Here is a 17,439-nt window from a genome sequence, read left to right as displayed (position 1 = left end):
GCTTTTTTATTCTTCAAAGCTTTACATTAAAGATCAAGCACCAGTTTCTTGCCTTTGGCACGTGATACACAGATCATCATCGATTGCTGTGAGGCTTTTTCATCATCACTCAGATATTGGTCAAAATGCTCTGCCTCACCTTCTAGAATCGTGGTTTCACACGTGCCACACACCCCTTCACGGCATAAACACTCCACATCAATATTCAGCAATTCAATCGCTTGTAAAATGGTTTGATTGCCTTGAACTTCGACTTGCTGATTGGATTTGGCCAACACCACCGTAAATGCTTCCCCCTCTTCAGGTACAGTTGAAGCAAATTGTTCCCAGTGAATATATTCATCGCGATAACGATGGTAATTACAACGATCAATCACCGCATCAATCATCGGTTTCGGACCACATACATAGACATGCGTGCCTTTGGGTTGAGACCCAATCAATTGATCAAGATCAAGACATTTTCCATCCGAATCCACATAGCTAAATATATGTTCGCCATGTTTTTGTTTGAGTTCTTCTAACAGTGCTGCATACTCTGGTGAACGATAGGCATAATGCAACTCATAGTCGGCACCGCGTGCAGCCAGTTCATCCATTTGCGGTACAAACGGGGTGATGCCAATTCCACCTGCAATCAGAATATGTTTCTCGCCATCTGCCGCCAATGGAAACAGGTTCTTCGGTTCAGAAATCAGAATCTCGCAGCCTTCGTTACACTGATCATGCATAAAGACTGAACCGCCCTTACCTTCAACGTCCTTGCGTACACAGACTTGATAAGTCGACAGATCTTGAGCACAGCTCATCAATGAATAAGCATTGGACAACTGGTCATTCATTTTTACAATGATATGACTGCCGCCATTAAACTGAGGGAAATTTTGTCCATCCTGACGTTTAAATGTGAACCGTTTAATCAACGGAGTCAGTTGCTCTACACAAGTGACCACTGAAGGGAACATTTCATAATGACTCGCCATGTCTAAATCCTCTTTACCGCCTGCTGCTCATCCCAGCATTTTCTATTTTTAAACGCAAATGGCCTGTTGGTCGACATTTAGCTCGTCCCAACAGGCAGTATTGCTATAATCCTAAACACATATACTTAATGGTCATGAATTCTTCTAAACCGTATTTAGAACCTTCACGCCCCACTCCTGACTGTTTGACACCACCAAATGGCACGACTTCGTTGGAAATAGCGGTGGAATTCATCCCGACCATGCCATATTCCAGTTGCTCAGCCACACGCCAGATCCGTGAAATATTTTCGCTATAAACATAAGCGGCCAAACCAAAAATCGTATCGTTGGCTTGTGCCACCATATCGGCTTCATCCGTAAAGCGAATTAACGGTGCAACGGGGCCAAAAATTTCTTCCTGAACAATCTCCATATCACGCGAAACATCGGTTAACACCGTTGGTTCAAAGAAAGTCTGACCCAATGCATGCTGTTGACCACCACACGCCACTTGTGCACCTTTTTCACAGGCATCATCAATCAACTGTTTTGCTTTCAACACCGCTTTGTCATTGATTAACGGTCCGATCTGCACATTCGATTCCAAACCATTGCCGATTTTGAATTTCTGTACCTCTTGCACAAATTTCTCGGTAAATGCCTGATAAATCTGGTCATGCACATAGATTCGATTGGCACAGACACAGGTTTGCCCAGCATTACGGAACTTGGCAAAGATTGCGCCTTGTACCGCTTTATCCAGATCGGCATCATCAAACACAATCAGAGGTGCATTGCCACCGAGTTCCAACGCCAACTTTTTGATGGTGCCTGAACATTGCTGCATCAATAAACGGCCGACTGGTGTAGAACCGGTAAAGGTCAGTTTTTTGACTTTTTCATGGCTAGTAAAGACCGAACCAATCTCTTGCGATTTGCCTGTCACCACATTAATGACACCCGCAGGAATGCCCGCCATTTCTGCCAGTTTAGCAAGCGCAAGTGCACAATACGGCGTTTCATTGGCAGGTTTGATCACGATGCTACAGCCCGCTGCCAAAGCAGGCGCTGCTTTACGGGTAATCATCGCAATCGGGAAATTCCACGGTGTAATGGCGGCAACCACCCCCACAGGTTCTTTGGTCACAATAAAACGTTGCTGACTGTTGGTGGTTGGAATCACATCGCCATAAACACGTTTGCCTTCTTCGGCAAACCATTGAATAAATGAAGCGGCATATTTCACTTCACCCAAGGCTTCGGCTAAAGGCTTACCCTGCTCAATGGTCATGATCCGTGCCAGCTCATCCGCATGGCTCAAAACCAGTTGATACCAAGCCAGTAACAGATCTGCACGTTTTTGTGCCGTTAATCCTTTCCATGCTGCTAAAGCTTGATACGCCACTTCTACCGCTTGCGTAGCTTCCGCTGCACCCATATTTGGAATCTGGCCAATTTCTTCACCCGTTGCCGGATTGGTCACAGGGATTGTGGCACTGGATTGTGCATTCACCCATTGACCATTGATCAATCCGCGTTGTTGAAATAATGAACTTTCTTGCAAAGTTGACATGTCATGATCCTATCGATTGAAAGCAAGGTACGGTCTGCGTCCCGTACCTTAAATGACTGAATAGCTGATACGCGATTATTTGTGATATTGCGCAACAAGATTCTGGAAATAGGCAATGCCATGCTCACTGATCCCTGAACGTTGCTTGTCAGTCATAATCCGGCCCTGACCACGATAACCCCGTGATTTCAAGCCACGTTGTACGCTTTCAACCAGTTCCAGGTCTTCAGGACGGAAGACATTGCGATACCATTCAATCAAGTCTTTCTGATCTTGGGTCAACTCTTCATTGGTGAAGAAAATATCGTAGTGCTGCAAAGTGGTTTCCGCATCCATCGGAAATTCATAGATCACGGTCATGAAGTTTGCACCGGGTGGCACGTTAAACATGGTGCATGGCCAGGTCCAGAAACCGCTAAAGGTCGGGTCTTTCACCGATGGGTCAAGCTTGAATGACTTTTCTGAAGAACGTGCATAACCATATTGCAGCGTCCAGTTCTGATGGGTGGTGTGCCAGTATTTATCCACCTGTACCGAGTCGGCAAAACCGGGATGCGCCGGACCACAGTGATAACATTCCAAATAGTTATCCACGATCACTTTCCAGTTGGCAGGCGTTTCAGTCACAAAACGTGCCGCCAGTTTCAAATCCTTAATGACCGCACAGGCTTCATTCAGTTTTTGTGCAAATTCAGGCAACTGATCTTCAACACAAGTGGCATTTTCATCCATATTGATAAAGACAAAACCGCCATATTCTTCCACTTTTAACGGCACCATGCTGGAGTTTTGCTTGTCAAAAGACTCGACATGATCACAGTTACGCGCCAGTGCCAAGCTCCCATCTAGCTTAAAGGTCCATGCATGATACGGACAGGTAATCACATTTTTAGCTTTACCGCTACCGCTTAACAGCTCATGACCACGATGTGGGCAGACATTATAGAATGCACGCAGTACACTATCTTTGCCGCGAATCACGATGATGTTTTCACCAATGACCTTACGGGTAATATAGTCATTGTTCTGGGCAACTTCACTGCCATGTGCCACGCAAATCCAGCTTTTCGCAAAAATTTCTTCTTTTTCACGCTCAAATACCTGAGATGAGGTATAGAACACTTTGGGGAATGTCCATGCCACATCCGGGTTTGAACAGAAATCTTCTGGTAATTTTTCAACTGCATTCATGGTTTTACTCCATTAAACTCTTTTGTCCTAACGACCGTTTTATCAAAATTGGCTGGTGTTCAAATCACTTGAACATTTGCTTTAACGAACTCAGCATGTGCTGATATAAATCCTGTACCACAGGACAGTCGCGTACTAAACGTAAACTGCCATGCAGTAATCCTTTGCCGAGATAAAACTCGGCAGCAATATGGGCTTGTTTTAACTTGTCCACGAAAATACGTCCGTCGTCACTCAGTGGATCGTATTCAGCCACCGCAACAAAACTGCGTGGCATGTCAGAAAAATCCTGTGCGTTCAATGGCGCTAAACGTGTATCTTTCCAGTCGCTTGCATTCGGTGCATATTCCTTCAGGTAATAATGCATTTCCTCTAGCGTCAGTAACGGCGCATGTGCATGCTGCTGGCAAGACGCCGTATCAAAACTGCTGCCTAAACATGGGTAGATCAAGGCCAGTCCGCAGGCCTGTTTCCCTGTATGCTGCAACTGAACCGCCAGTGCTGCGGCTAGATTGCCACCTGCACTATCACCTGCTAATACCACCTGCGCTGGATTGATGTTCCAGTCTGCGCCATGCTCATGTAGCCAGTGATAGACCGTTTCACAATCCTCATAAGCCGCAGGAAAATGATGTTCTGGTATCAAACGGTAATCTACGCTCAACACTGCAACATTCAGATCACGGCATAAATAGCGGGTGATAAATTCATGTGAATCCAGATTGCCCAGCATCCAGCCACCACCATGGATAAACAGGATACATGGCCACCCCTCCGCGGCTGCTTGGCCTAATGGGGAATACAACCGAACATTGACGGGATGAGTCGCATGCACAACGGTTTTATCTTCAATATGGACTGACCCATCGCGTGGCAAGGTGTAATGCAGGCACATCGCATCATAGGCTGCACGTATTGAATCAATATCGTTATCCGCGGCTGAATAAATGCTGCTCCAGTACACCAGACTTTGCATTTCTTCGCTTAACTCATAGCGCGTGTTCGATTGCTGTGTCATGATAATTCCTTTTGACTGCTTTTATGGGCCAGTGCGGTTGCCGCAATATCAATCTGCATCTGTTGATTTGGGTCAGTGTGCTCAAGCGCGTCCAGATCACTAAAGCTGCTTTGTTCAATCAAATGCGATGGCACTTTGGAATAATCCTCAATCAACCATTTCACCAGGCCATAGGTCTGTACCAGAATAATCACAATAAACGGTAAGGCAGTCACAATGGTGGCCGTTTTCATGGTGTCTAAGGGTGCCTTTGAGAAAATCATCGCAATCGGTACCAGGGTTAACATCAGACACCAGAACAAACGCGCATTCGGAGATGGATCTTGCCCTTCACTTAAACCACGGGTACAGGTTGCAGACACCGCATAACCGACCGCATCCATATGTGCCGCAAGGAAAATCACCATAATGCCAAGGAACAACCACATCATCAGCTTGCCTGCTGGCAATAAACCCAACAGTTGACCAATCGCCACTTCACCACCTTGCTGACTCAAGATTTGCGGAACATTGACCATACCGTGAATGAAGCTGTGAACGCTGTAATTTTCAAATACCCCAAAGATGAACCATAAACCAACGCTACCGCCGATGACCATGGCAAGAATCACTTCTTTAATGGTGCGTCCTTTAGATACACGGGTGACAAACAAAGCCACGCCCGGTGCATAAGAAATCCACCATAACCAGTAGAACACCGTCCATTCACGGGTGAATTTGCCATCGCCCATCGGGTCGGTAAACAGGCTCATATCGACAAAGTTGGTTGCCATGAGGCCGAAGCTCATCAATGAATTATTCATAATGAACTGGGTTGGTCCAAAGCACAGCACATAGATCGCAAACAGCACCACACCCAAACACACCATATGACTCAAGCGCTGCATGCCTTTATCCATACCGACATAGGAGCTGAGTGCGAATAACACAGATACCGCTAAAATGATGATCACTTTGGTCATGAAGGTATTTGGAATACCCGTGAGTTGCGAAAGAATGTTAGTAAAGGTAACGGCAGTCAAAACCAGCGAAATGGTCAAGGCACCAAACATACACAGCAAGAACATCAGGTCGACCACACGTCCAACTGGGCCCGTTGCTTTAAAGCCTGTGACCGCTTCCACCATTGACGCCAGACTCAAGCCTTTGTTCTTTCTGACATGATAGCTATAGCACAGTGAAATTGATGCCAAAGCATAAATCGACCATGCACTCAAACCAGAGTGAAAGAAGGAATAAGCCACGCTGTATTTCAGCGCTGCTGCCGATTCAGGAGCTAAATTCAACCCCGGCGTTTGGTAATAATAGGCCCAGTCCAGAAAGCCCCAGTACAAGGTGGATGACCCAATCCCAGATAGAATGAACATGAAAATCCATGACATGGTGCTGTATTGGGGCTTGCCTTCACCGAGCTTGATCTTGCCGTATTTACTAAAGGCCAAACCGAAGGTAAAAATAATTGATAAAAAAGCAAATAACAGCACTGGCGTAGTGAATACCGAGGTGGTCCACTGCATCCATTTTGCCGCCAGCTGTATTGATTCAGATGAGTAGATTGCCAGACCAGCCACCGAGGTAAATACAACGGCCAGACTGGTGATCGCAAGCGTCTTATCTGTATAAGGTTTTGTAATTTGATTATCCATATCTATTCAATCCATCTCGGATAGTGACTATTCCCTGAGGGGTACTTACTCCATCGCGAATAAATCCATTTTTTGCTGAGTCACACAGGCTGCAATCGCATCACCCACTTCATAGGTTTTTGCCGTTCCACCGACATCAGGCGTTTTCGGGCCATGCACCAACACATGCTCAATCGCCTGCATGATTTCCTGTCCAGCCTGAACCACCTGTTCATCTCCATCTGCCAGGAAATCCAGCATCATCGCACCCGACCAGATCGCTGCAATCGGGTTGGCAATTTGCTGACCGTAAATATCGGGTGCTGAACCATGTACAGGTTCAAACAAGGACGGAAACTTACGTTCAGGATTCAGGTTAGCCGAAGCCGCCAGACCAATCGTGCCTGTACATGCAGGACCTAAATCTGACAAGATGTCACCAAATAAATTCGACGCCACCACCACATCAAAACGCTCTGGCTGTAGAACAAAACGTGCCGCTAAAATATCAACGTGTTGCTTATCTGCCTTGATCTGTGGATAGCGTTTCGCCATTTCATCAACTCGTTCATCCCAATACGGCATGCTCACCGCAATCCCGTTCGACTTGGTTGCAGCCGTGATTTTCTTAGCCTCACGTTGATCGGCAAATTCAAAGGCATATTTCAAGATGCGATCGACACCGTGACGAGTAAACACCGCTTCTTGCAACACAAACTCACGATCGGTGCCTTCAAAGGCTTTACCACCAATGGCAGAATATTCACCTTCACTGTTTTCACGCACCACATAAAAATCGATATCGCCCGGTTGCTTGCCTGCCAGTGGACATTTCACCCCTGGCATTAACTGGACCGGGCGTAAGTTCACATACTGATCAAAACGACGGCGGAACTGCAGCAATGATCCCCATAGTGAAATGTGATCCGGCACCTTTTCAGGCCAACCCACAGCACCAAAGAAAATTGCATCATATTCCTGTAAGACTTCAAACCAGTTATCCGGCATCATTTTGCCGTGTTCAAGGTAGTAATCACAGCTGGCCCAATCAAAGCTATCCATTTGAACTTGAATGCCATATTTGTCTGCTGCTGCCTTTACAACCTTGATGCCTTCTGGTAGAACTTCTAAGCCAATTCCATCGCCTGCAATCGTGGCAACTTTATACTTTTTTGCCATAACGCTCCCTTACACCTTTGGTTAATATCCTGAGTTGTAAACATGCTGTTTTCGGCAGCAATGATCAATAAGAAAACTATCACCCCAATGGACACGGATCGTGAATAATCTACCTAACCTATCGGATTTAAAGGTTTTTTGCACAGTCGCCAAACGCAAGAGTTTCGTCGACTCAGCGGAGGAGCTCGGTGTTTCACCTGCATTTATCAGTAAACGCATCAATATTTTAGAAACCAACCTGAACTGCAAACTGTTCCACCGCAGTACCCGCCATGTCAGTTTGACCGAAGATGGCAAACTGATTCTGGATCGGGTCTCCAATATTCTGGATGAATTTGATGAAATCAGTGAGCTGGTGAATAACCCCTTAAGCACGCCCACCGGTCATCTCGACATTGTCAGCAGCTTTGGTTTTGGCCGTAAACATGTTGCGCCCATTTTGTCTAAACTGATGACCATGTACCCCAAACTGGAGATTCAGTTTGATACCATCGACAACACCAAAGACCTGATCCAGCACAGCATTGATCTGGATATTCGCATTGGCAACGACATTGCGCCGAATATGATTGCCAAAAAACTGGTGCCGAATTTCCGGATTTTCTGCGCTGCGCCAAGCTATTTGTTGCAACAAGGCATGCCTGAAAGTCTGGATGATTTACGCAATCATGATTGCCTGACCATCAGTGAACGAGATCAATCCTCAGTGTTATGGAAATTACGCCATCCTTCGGAAGATCGGTCGGTACATGTCACACCACGTTTTATTTCCAATAACGGCGAGATTATTCACCAGTTGGCAATTGAAGGACATGGCATTATCTTACGTTCGATTTGGGATGTGGCGGATGAATTGATTAGCGGTCAGTTACAGCATATCTTGCCGGAATACTGGCAAGATGCCGATGTCTGGGCAGTGTATCCTTCACGTTTAAAAAGCTCGTCTAAACTACAGACCTGTATCCTGTTCATTCAAAATGAACTGATCAACCGTTTACAGCATATCCAAAACCTCAGCCGTGGTCAGTTGATCCAACCGATTGAGCCGATCAATCCAAATACAGAGAAAGTATTTCTATAATCCCGCTAAGCTGCCGGCTTTCTTTTTTCAACCACATCATGCACATTAGCAAGATCATGAATTAACAGGCAGCTTATGAGCACGGCAATATTTGGCCTTATTTTACTTGCAGCGGCATGTCATGCCACATGGAATGCCATTGTAAAAGCGGGTACAAATAAGTTTTTAACCACGGTATTGGTCACTGCATCCGCAGCCGTCTTAGCTGCGATATTGTTGCCCTTTTTTCCAATACCGCAACGCGAGAGCTGGCCTTTTATTCTGGCTTCAACGGCAATACAAATTCTGTATTTTGGCATGGTGGCTAAAATCTATCGGGTTGCCGATATGGGCCTGACCTATCCCTTAATGCGTGGTACAGCACCACTGATTGTGGCCGTTTTAGGTACCTTGTTATTGCATGAACAACTTCAATTCAATGCATGGCTAGGCATCATCACCATTTCCATCGGCATTTTATCGATGATTCTGGCTGCACCCAAAACGGGACGCAAAGGCATTGGTTTAGCGTTGCTGAATGCAGTGCTGATCGCAGGTTATACTTTGCTGGATGGTCATGGCGTTCGTCTTGCAGGATCAGCGATTGCCTATATCCTATGGAGTTTCGTACTCTCCGGACTGATCTTTTTTATCTTTGCCCTGAAAATGCAATATCGTCAGATGGGTGAGTATTTTCGTCATAATTGGCATTTAGGTTTAATCGGTGGAATCGGTTCATTTTTCTCTTATGGTTTGGCACTGTGGGCGATGACACTTGCACCGGTTGCGATTGTTGCCGCACTAAGAGAAACCTCGATTTTATTTGCCACGCTGATCTCAATCTTTATTCTAAAAGAACGCATCAATGCAGTACGGATTATCTCTTCGTGCATCATTTTAATCGGGGCTTTGATCTTAAGAACCGCCTAAATGAAAAAAGCCAGTCTATCGCAAACAGACTGGCTCATTTTCAACGCCGAATTTAGAAATAATAACCTAACGATAAATAGAACAATTTATTCCATTGATTGCTGTCACCTTGTGCCAGTCCATCTGCGCCACTACCCGTCATTGGGTCATTGCGACTCCAGATATATTCACCCTGTAGGCCGACTTTTTTATAGTTAAAATATAGACCTGCGATTAAGCGATCCGAATCTTGATAGCCTGATTCATCTTTATAAAAACGGCTATACGACACATAAGGTTTAATATTTTCTAACTGGTGGAAAGGCTTGGCAAAAGTATAGTTAATTTCATTGGCCATATATTTGCCTTTGTTGGCCACCTGATAGGGATAGTCAAATGCACCAATGGTCGAGCTTTTCGGTAAAAGATCATCTGCATTTTTAACGTCCTGCTCGCCTGCCAAGAACAACCATTGCCATGCCTGATAATTGGTGGTGCTAAAAACACTCCAGGTACTACGATGCCCATCTCGGTTGCTGCGGTTATTTTCCAATTCCGAATACCAGTAAGACCCACCAATTTCCGTGGAGAAATTCTGAGATTGATCTAGCTCAAACTTTCTAGATAAACGCGTCACCCACATATTCTTTTCATCAATATCAGTGCCTTGGGTCAGATCATCTGCGCGCACAAAGTTACCGCTATAGCGGCTGGAATCCTTGGAGGTACCTTTGTAATTGCCGCCATCGGTCGGGTAAAAACCGAGAATGAAGTTATATAGATTGTCCTTAAACTGGTACTTCACCCCAAGATTCTGGATATCTTCCAGTCCAACGGTATTGAGTAAAGTTTCATAATAGCTATTGCCCCACAGTCGCCCAAAGCCAAAATCAACCGATTGAAAACCGACTGTCAGCCGTTGCTGATCTGAAAATTTATAGCCTGCCCAAGCATCTTTTAAAAACAGTGCATCGCACAAGCGGTCATACTGGTAGCAACGTACATCCATCGATGCAATCCAGTCTGGGTTTTCATAACTCAAGACCGCCTTGATATCGGCCAGTTGCCAGTCATCATTTTTAGAACCTTCATTGGCTTCGACAATATAGTCTTTATGGATATAGCGGGTACGGATTGCACCTGTCAGTTTCAGTTCACCCGCTTGGGTTTTCGGTTCACCGATACTGATATCGGCGGCCCAGACTGGCGTATTTGCCAAGACACCCATTGAACCCAAGAGAAGCAGTGCTTTTTTCATTGTTGTACGTCCTTGTTTAACCTTATATGAAAATGAAGAAATTCATGCAGACAAACAATGCTTAAACTATAAAGTTGGTCTTTACGGAGTGTGTTTAATGGGACAGGATTTGAGATGCTGAAACTATTTACACAGTTTAAAAAATTTAATTCATGCAATAGATAGCTTCTTCTGAAATCTGATTTACATGAACAATTTCAGGTTGACTATCCTTAAACTCTTTAATTTCAAAAGTATTATCACGATCAAATAGGTTGAAAGAGGATATTCCAGTTCCTAAACACACCAAGGTAATCAATACTGCAAAAATCTTATGCTTAGGCCACATCTCAGGAACATGTTGTTCTTGATCAACTTTTTGTAAATTAATCACCATTGAACCCGCAACGAAGTCATGAAGTGAACGGCGGTTTTGTCGGTTAAAAATATAAAAATAAATAAGCAGAATTTGTAAGCAGGCCAACAGCAGGTTGAATAATTCAGATAACAGTAAAATCGGAAAATAACCACTTAATGATATGAGGCAGGATGGCGCAAACAAGATGGCTGAACGAAGCAATGATGGGATTACAGCAAGATCTTTTCCATGTATGTCAGCCACTCTGATTTTTAAAAGCTGTTTGCCAAAAGTTTGACCAGAATGTAAATGACTGTTTAACAAACCAAAATATAAAATAACAAAGGCATATCCAATAAAAATAGATATAACTGGAAACGGATACATAAACTCAGAGAGAAGTCGAATCGTAATAATATCTAAATTCAGTCAGAATATTGGGTTGTCGAATCTGGAACAATAGACCATTTTCACTATAGCTATAGTGCTTTTCCTCACCGTCAAAGGCTTGTTCACTGACCAACTGACCAAACTTGTTATAGTTAAATTGGTATTCAGCCCGATTTTGGTTAATAAGCTTTTGGATATGGCCCTGCTCTTATCCCATTGATAGCCCACTCGGTGCTGATTGGCATCAATGCGTTGTTCTAACAGACCGACAGTATTGTATTGATATTGAGTGGTTAAGCCGTTGGTATCAGTGTGTTTGAGCAGACGGCCTTCTTGATCATGCTCAAATAGCTCTTTCAAGCCATCTGGATAAACAATCGCTTGAAGCTGAATCTAAGAGTTTTAGACGCCGTGTAAATTTTTTAAAGCCCTCAAATGAGGTTTTTTTCAATCCATTCATCCACTTTACCTAAAAATTCACTATAAAAATAGAGCTTAAACATAAGTGAGCAAATAGAATGCCTAAGCTCTATTCTATTTTACTTAATTGTAATCACAGGTAAACCATCTCCACAGAATGTTGTTCCTTGTTCTTGATAAATCATGCCAACATTCCACTCCTTATCAATTGGAGAGAAAGTTAACTTATCATCTTCATTAATAATATCTTTCGAATATTTTTTAGGTCGAATAACTTCTAACTGATGTTTTTTCCCATTACAAAAAATATCCGTATTTTTTATACTCTTATTAAAAGTCCATCCATTTTCCTTAATTTTTGGAAAAATATTTTTTTGATAACTTTCTTCATTAAGTTCTTCTATTGGAATTTGCACCACTAAAAAACTTTGTGTTGGAGCAAAAGCAATGCCCTCATCTCTCAAAATATATTTCTGATCGTTAAGAATCCTATCTAATTGCTCTTTAAAAAAACTTAATTGTCCTTTGAATTGATCTGAAGGGACTTTACTGTAATCATTTTGAGCTGTTTCATTTACGCTTATGGCTTGCCGCTTTAGCTCAACATCTTTATTGCATGCTGATAATAAAAGACCAAGACCTGTAAGTAATAGTAAATAATTAAATTTTCTCATAGCTATTTTTTATCTTCCTCATACTGATTAGTAGATAATGGAACTGAAACTCCAACTTCCAATATAGGACCTGGAGTTCCCACACCTGCATTATAGCTACGTGTATGCCTTAAAGGATTATCTTTTGTAGCCATAGGTTTCGTTGTTGAAATTATACCTCCATACGCTCCCATTCCTATAGTAGTTGAACCTCCGGCTAAAAATTGATCAGTAATTGCAGCCTTACTAACATATGGATTAATTCGTTTATAAACACTCGCATCAATCCATGAGGCGGTACAACTTCCACCTTTTGACTTAGCCAAACTTTCTGGATTACCGATTGTCGCTATAGGAGCTTTACCACCGCCTACATACACATTCCCATTATAATTATTTACACTAACACTCCCAGACACACCAATAATGCCCCCGCTACATGATAAATAATCGGGTTTAACAATTTGTGCTAGTCTTTGTACATCTTGTTTTGCGTAATAAAGACTCGTTGGGGGGTGATAATGCTTTTGATCACATTTCTCCTTACCATAGTATTGATAACATGAAACTTTTTGATTAACAGCTGGACCACCTAATGATGCTAAAGCCCCCCAATCATTTAATCCATGAGGATCAACTTTTTGCATAGTATTTCTTACATAAATTGATGTATTTAAACCACCATTTATACTTATTGGATCTTTACTCAAATACCTAGCGCTATACGGTTCATAATAGCGATAACGGTTATAATGCAGTCCTGTTTCATTATCGTAATACTGACCTTGGAATCTCAGATTACTCTGCTCAAATGGATTGTCCTTATTGAGCATCTGAATCTCGAGTGCAGTCCCCCAGGTATCCTGAGTAATTTCCCAGACACATTTACCTGCGGCATTACTCAATGTTTGCGGTGTTCCGACTTGATCACAATGATAAAAAACAGTTTGTTCTAAAGCCACACGGTTTTTACGTGTATCGCTGCTCCAAATCGGATCTTTATAAATAGAATAAGGCTTGTTGAGATATTCACTATAATCAGGTGTTTCTATCAGTTGAATAAAACCTTGATATCCCGCCTGCATTAAGGGTACAAAACTATCAGGCTCATAAACATAATGTTTGGTATAGCTGTTCTCAGGCTTGTCCGAATTTTGGCATGATTCCCAAATCATCAAATCTCCATCCCAACCGAATAAGGTTAACTCTTGATTTGATGATTTCTTATATAAACGACGGCCAAAGACATCATAACCATACTGAGTCACTAGCCCATTTAAGTTACTTTCGATCAAACGATTGAGATTGTCCCAAGTCAGTTTTAAGATTTTACCATTTTGCGTGATTTCAGTTACATTACCACGTATATCATATTGATAATGCTTACCTTGATATTGTTTGATTAAATTGTTCTTGACATATGTTGTCTGACTGTTCATTAGATCAATAAGATTCCCCGCTGGATCAAACTTAAAACTCTCGTTTTTATGCTGACTCTGGGTTGAAATCAAACGTCCAATCGGATCATATTGATAATTAAGTTGTCCTAAACGACTGTCTTCAACTTGGGTGAGCAAATAGTTTTTGTCATATTGATAATATCTATGCGCTTGGTAAGAGAGTCGACCTGAGGTTTTTTGTTCAGGCTCAATCTGCTGAGAAATCAATAACCCGACATCATTATAATGTTTGGTTTGCATCAAACCATTTGCCAAGAAACGTACTGTCTCACGATGTAAATCATCTCGCTGAAAAGAAACAACATCCTGCTGGTTAAACGCTATTCCGTAGATATTTCCTGAACCATAGCTCAAATTGGTCTGCTGCTGTCCATCTGGGCGAATGGTTTTAACCAGATTACCTAATTCATCATATTCATAACGTAGCACCGCTGTTAAATTAAATAAAGTATATTCTTGATGTTCTCTTATAATTTGTCCATTCCTATTATAAAACCAACTGATTTGGCTATTTTCATCTTTTACACAGTTTAATTGTCCTTTTAAATTATAATCAAAAAATTGGGTAGCAGCATGTCCACTATTGATGTTTTGAAATACTTTTGAACATATTTGCCCATCCTCGAAATAGCTCAAAGTAACCTTAATATTTGAATAAATAATTTCTGATAAAAAACCATTTTGATTGTAATTAAAAAACTTTTCTTCTCCATCAAAAGCTTTCTCAAAAACTAGTTTTCCAAAGTGATTATATTCAAATAAATATTCAGCTTGATTTTGATTAATAATTTTGTGAATACGTCCTTGTTTATCCCATTGATAACCCACATGATGCTGATTTGCATCAATCCGATGCTCAAGCAAACCGACAATATTGTATTGATATTGGGTAATTAAGCTATTGGTATCGGTGTGTTTAAGCAGGCGCCCCTCTTCATCATGCTCAAACAACTCTGTTAATCCATCAGGATAAATAATCGTTTGAAGTTGACCTTTATTTTTACCTTGACAACCATAAATATATTTAACAATTTGATTCGATGGGGAAATTTCAATATTTACATTTTCATTTTCATCATATTCCCATGTAGTACTTTTGCCCGAACAATCGGTATAAGACAGCATTTGTCCTTGATCATTGTACTGAATTTTCTTGATACCCCCTTTGGCATCAATCACTTCCACCACTTGATTACTGGTGTTGTATTTATATTGGGTAACATGACCTAAAGGATTAATCTCTTTGCTGACATTGCCGTGTACATCATATTCACGTTTCCAGATATTGCCTTCTGGATCTTTGGTCTCGGTTAAATTGCCTTGTTCATCATAAGCAAAGCGAATCACACCACCATTCGGCTGTACAATTTTCGCCAGTTGGCCCTGATCATTATATTCTTGCTGAGTTTCCCGACCTTCAAAATCAATTTGTCGGGTGATACGTTTCTCACCGTCTCGAGAATACCAAGACTCTCGACCATCGGCTAAACGGATACGATAGGTAAAACCATCCAAATCGAAATAATAATAGGTCGGTACATCATAAGCATCGTAAACAGCAACTTGGCGTAAACGCGGATGCCATTTCAGTTTGGTATGGAAACTGCCGTCATCCGCCCATTCTTCAATGGCTTTGGCATTTGGCAACGTCGATTCATAACGAATATTTTGTCCACGACCTGTACGATCGGTATAGCGCGTTAGCTGATGCGCCTGATTATATTCGTATTGACGTGCATGTCCATTTTGATCGAAAGCTGTCATCAGATTGCCTTGTGCATCATAGTGATAGCGTGCCCAAGGTTCAACTTGATCATCCACAAATACAGCAATAATCTTAACTTGCTCATTAAAGGCAAATTTTAGTTGATGCTGTACCTGTTCAAACTGGAAATCAATGGCTTGAAGATAAGCAACACCATCTGCCAAAAGGTAACTTAGGCTAATTTTTTCATTGGTGTTTTCATTGAATTGTTGGATTAAATGATAGGGCTGGCCAAGACCAAATTGATGAAAATGGAAACTCCAGTCACCACCAAAATTTAATAATAAATCACCATTTTCAATTGGGTGAACCGTCATTCCCTCAAAAGGAACCGTGTAAGCCTGCTGCAAAATCGTGGATGGTAAGGCATGTTTACGCCCTTTCGCATCAATGAAGATATAACCTTGTGGCTTTGGCAGGATCACATTGGAAAAAGGCATCATCCAACGAGCACCCATCATCCCCTGATCAAACTCATCCATTTGCGAGTTATATTGGCGACTAAATACAAAACCAACTTTCGGTAAATAGAAATCGGCATGCTGAACCCGCTCTGCGCCAATTGAATAACTGATACTCTTACTAGTCTCTGAACCGTTACCTTCACAAGGTGGTGCATTCAACGCATCCGCCTGTAAGCTCACAAACTCCAAGGTATCACCTTTGGTATGGCGCTCATATTCTCCCGTCTGGTTAATCGGCACACTGGCATTGCCTTTATTTTCGCTGGCTTGAATTGCAGTTAAAGTTTGTTGTAATAACCAGGCCAAGCTGTATTTTTGTCCTGCATTGGCTTGCTGCTGTAAAGTCTGGCTTAAGGTTGTAAGTGCTTGTATTGCTTCTTGTTGCAGACGTGTTTGAATATTTGGTTGTAGTTTAGGAGTTAAATCTGCCTGACTCGGTTTACCGATTAAATCAATGAGTGGTGCAGCCCAATTGCTAAATTTAAGTTTGGGATCTCTTTTCTCGGCTGTCGCACCTGCCGACGTTGCAGTCATGCTCGCACTTATTGGTGTCGCAGGCACGGACAAACTCGTAAGAATACTACTTCCTAAAATCGTTGCCTGTGAGAGCAAGGTCGCTAATTTGGCTTGCGTTTCTTGTAAAAACTTTTCTAAATCACCTGCGACCATCGCATTCAGATGCAGGCCCAAGCGTTTAATATCCGCGTCTTTAATCTTTCCATTTTCTGGATATAAACATTGTGACATTAGACCAAACATCGGACGTAATACCATACGCGCATGTGCTTCATTGCTTGGTTCTGCAAATAAACCAATTAAATTTGCAGCGAGCAATGCACCCTGTTGTACTGCAGCATCCTCTGTCTTGCTGTCAGTCGCGTATAAAATTAAATCCAGCACACTGCCTGTTAAAGCAAAAATATTGGCTACCGTTGCCGTATTTGCACTACCTTGTAATTGTTCTAAACTGGTATTGCCACATACCTGTAAATAAAGCTGGATTTGCTTGGCAATCATTTGCAGGTCAGTTACCGTGTGTACGCTGTCCAAATTAAAAACAGCAAGTTCAACCTTCGACGCTTTTTGATCTGTTGCCTGTTGTGTTTTTTCCGTAGCCATCAATCTCAAACCCTTAATTTATTTCAATACATCTATTTTTTAAATTGCTGCGC

At 42.3% G+C, this 17,439-nt stretch carries 12 protein-coding genes and 1 pseudogene; 2 read left to right on the top strand and 11 right to left on the bottom strand.

The window, feature by feature from the left end:
- Window positions 1-26: 26 nt before the first annotated feature.
- From cntB to IEV39_RS03105, 6 genes are all read right to left on the bottom strand, one after another.
- The gene (gene cntB, locus IEV39_RS03130) at window positions 27-983 is read right to left on the bottom strand and encodes a carnitine monooxygenase, reductase subunit CntB (protein WP_005286889.1); all 957 of its coding nucleotides are present in this window, start codon (window positions 981-983) and stop codon (window positions 27-29) included.
- Between the two features lie 103 nt (window positions 984-1,086).
- On the bottom strand, window positions 1,087-2,538 hold the full coding sequence (locus tag IEV39_RS03125) for an NAD-dependent succinate-semialdehyde dehydrogenase (RefSeq protein ID WP_005286891.1): 1,452 nt from the start codon (window positions 2,536-2,538) through the stop codon (window positions 1,087-1,089).
- Window positions 2,539-2,613: 75 nt separating this feature from the next.
- Window positions 2,614-3,729 (bottom strand): carnitine monooxygenase subunit alpha, encoded by a 1,116-nt coding sequence (cntA, locus tag IEV39_RS03120; protein WP_005286894.1) that lies wholly within the window; start codon window positions 3,727-3,729, stop codon window positions 2,614-2,616.
- A gap of 64 nt (window positions 3,730-3,793) precedes the next feature.
- The gene (locus IEV39_RS03115; RefSeq protein WP_005286897.1) at window positions 3,794-4,747 is read right to left on the bottom strand and encodes an alpha/beta hydrolase; all 954 of its coding nucleotides are present in this window, start codon (window positions 4,745-4,747) and stop codon (window positions 3,794-3,796) included.
- On the bottom strand, window positions 4,744-6,399 hold the full coding sequence (locus IEV39_RS03110) for a BCCT family transporter (protein ID WP_167510617.1): 1,656 nt from the start codon (window positions 6,397-6,399) through the stop codon (window positions 4,744-4,746). The genes IEV39_RS03115 and IEV39_RS03110 overlap by 4 nt, the downstream gene beginning before the upstream one ends.
- A 39-nt stretch (window positions 6,400-6,438) precedes the next feature.
- Entirely contained in the window at window positions 6,439-7,551 is a 1,113-nt protein-coding gene (locus IEV39_RS03105) for a tartrate dehydrogenase (protein ID WP_005286903.1), read from the bottom strand.
- Between the two features lie 100 nt (window positions 7,552-7,651).
- Between IEV39_RS03105 and IEV39_RS03100 the strand changes: the two genes are divergently transcribed.
- Together IEV39_RS03100 and IEV39_RS03095 are read left to right on the top strand one after the other, a co-directional pair.
- Window positions 7,652-8,632 carry a LysR family transcriptional regulator gene (locus IEV39_RS03100; protein ID WP_005286906.1) on the top strand — a complete coding sequence of 327 codons (981 nt, stop codon included), beginning with the start codon at window positions 7,652-7,654 and terminating at the stop codon, window positions 8,630-8,632.
- Window positions 8,633-8,707: 75 nt separating this feature from the next.
- The gene (locus IEV39_RS03095) at window positions 8,708-9,541 is read left to right on the top strand and encodes an EamA family transporter (RefSeq protein ID WP_005286908.1); all 834 of its coding nucleotides are present in this window, start codon (window positions 8,708-8,710) and stop codon (window positions 9,539-9,541) included.
- A gap of 52 nt (window positions 9,542-9,593) precedes the next feature.
- Here IEV39_RS03095 and IEV39_RS03090 read toward each other — a convergent pair whose 3' ends face one another.
- The 5 genes and pseudogenes from IEV39_RS03090 to IEV39_RS03070 all read right to left on the bottom strand — a co-directional run bounded on the left by IEV39_RS03090 (window position 9,594) and on the right by IEV39_RS03070 (window position 17,386).
- Window positions 9,594-10,778 carry a porin gene (locus tag IEV39_RS03090; RefSeq protein WP_005286911.1) on the bottom strand — a complete coding sequence of 395 codons (1,185 nt, stop codon included), beginning with the start codon at window positions 10,776-10,778 and terminating at the stop codon, window positions 9,594-9,596.
- A gap of 145 nt (window positions 10,779-10,923) precedes the next feature.
- Window positions 10,924-11,502: an RDD family protein gene (locus IEV39_RS03085; protein WP_005286915.1), complete on the bottom strand. Its 579-nt coding sequence runs from the start codon at window positions 11,500-11,502 to the stop codon at window positions 10,924-10,926.
- Window positions 11,503-11,521: 19 nt separating this feature from the next.
- Window positions 11,522-11,895 (bottom strand): annotated as a pseudogene (locus tag IEV39_RS18660) (hypothetical protein); the annotation flags it as partial.
- 149 nt (window positions 11,896-12,044) lie between these two features.
- Complete coding sequence (locus IEV39_RS03075) at window positions 12,045-12,599, bottom strand: hypothetical protein (protein ID WP_005286917.1); 555 nt, start codon at window positions 12,597-12,599, stop codon at window positions 12,045-12,047.
- A gap of 2 nt (window positions 12,600-12,601) precedes the next feature.
- On the bottom strand, window positions 12,602-17,386 hold the full coding sequence (locus tag IEV39_RS03070) for an RHS repeat-associated core domain-containing protein (protein ID WP_005286921.1): 4,785 nt from the start codon (window positions 17,384-17,386) through the stop codon (window positions 12,602-12,604).
- Window positions 17,387-17,439 lie beyond the last annotated feature (53 nt).

Origin of the sequence: Acinetobacter courvalinii, from assembly GCF_014635545.1 — a bacterium.
Taxonomy (GTDB): domain Bacteria; phylum Pseudomonadota; class Gammaproteobacteria; order Pseudomonadales; family Moraxellaceae; genus Acinetobacter; species Acinetobacter courvalinii.
Note: the sequence above shows the minus strand (reverse complement) of the source record. Positions and strands in the feature narration are given on the sequence as shown.